This window comes from Frankia sp. CcWB2 (assembly GCF_977927585.1).
In genome coordinates this window covers 2,335-3,426 of sequence record NZ_CDWRCM010000188.1, presented here as the reverse complement: position 1 = coordinate 3,426, position 1,092 = coordinate 2,335, and the positions used below count along the sequence as shown (strand labels likewise).

Here is a 1,092-nt window from a genome sequence, read left to right as displayed (position 1 = left end):
GGGGCGTCGGTGCCGGCTCAGCCACCAGCTTCGGCATCGCCCCGGCCAGCGATCGTATCGGTCCTACCGGCCCAAGCGGTTCCGTCAACAGCATCGACGGCTGACTCCGGACGCGCCGGACGGCCCGGGGCCCCACCCGACCCGGTCCGTCCAGTACGATGCGAATGCGCTACGCGGGCGTAGTTCAGAGGCAGAACACGAGCTTCCCAAGCTTGCAACGCGGGTTCGATTCCCGTCGCCCGCTCCACTCTGGGTGGGTTGTGTCCGCGCGGGGGCGGACCTTGTCGTTCCGCCATGCCTCCCGGGGGGGCCGAGCCCGGCGAAGAGCTGCTCTGCGCCCATCGGCGTCTCGTGGACGAACATGGCGAGGACCTGCGGGAACACCACCCGAGGGCGGAATGTCGGTGGTGGTCGCTACAGTGAGCGCGGCCACGGCGTCGATCTCGGATCGTGTCCGCTGGCCGGTGTTCGCCGCCGTACGGGAGGTCGACGGGATGAACGTGGCGAAGGCGGTCCGGTGGGTGATCCCGGGTGATCCAGAGACGGTGCGTGACCGGGTGATGGTGCCGGCGCGGTCGCTGTGGCGCCGGGCCTGGACCCGGCGCGGCATCGATATCACCTCGTCCATGACGACGAGGTCGTGTCTCGTCGTCGCACCACACCCCGACGACGAGACGCTGGGCTGCGCGGTGGCCATCATGCGTAAGCGGGCCGCAGGCACCCCGGTCACGGTGGTGATTGTCAGCGACGGCTCCCGCGCGGAGCCGGTGACGCTCCCGCCAGCGGAGTTGATCGAGGTGCGCAAGGCGGAGACCCGCCGGGCCTGCGCCTTGCTGGACATCGACGAGTCCGACGTGCGCTTCCTCGGTTTCCCCGACGCCGAGCTCTCCGACCGGATCGACGCCATCGCTGCGCGGCTCACCGAGCTCATCGAGACCCTCGCGCCCGAGCAGATCCTGGCGCCGACCTCGTGCGAGGGGCACCCGGACCACGACGCGACCAACGAGGCGGTGCGCCGAGCGGTCGCCACCACCGGTTATCGCGGCCAGGTGCTCGAATACACCGTCTGGTTCTGGACGCACTGGCCCTGGA

Annotated in this window: 1 protein-coding gene and 1 tRNA gene; both read left to right on the top strand. The window is 70.2% G+C overall.

The features are described 5' to 3' along the window. Positions 1 to 173 precede the first annotated feature (173 nt). Positions 174 to 247, top strand: a tRNA-Gly gene (locus tag ACY45C_RS17370). A 160-nt stretch (positions 248 to 407) separates the two neighbouring features. Next, the coding region (locus ACY45C_RS17365) for a PIG-L deacetylase family protein (protein ID WP_462188609.1) at positions 408 to 1,092 on the top strand (685 nt) is incomplete at its 3' end.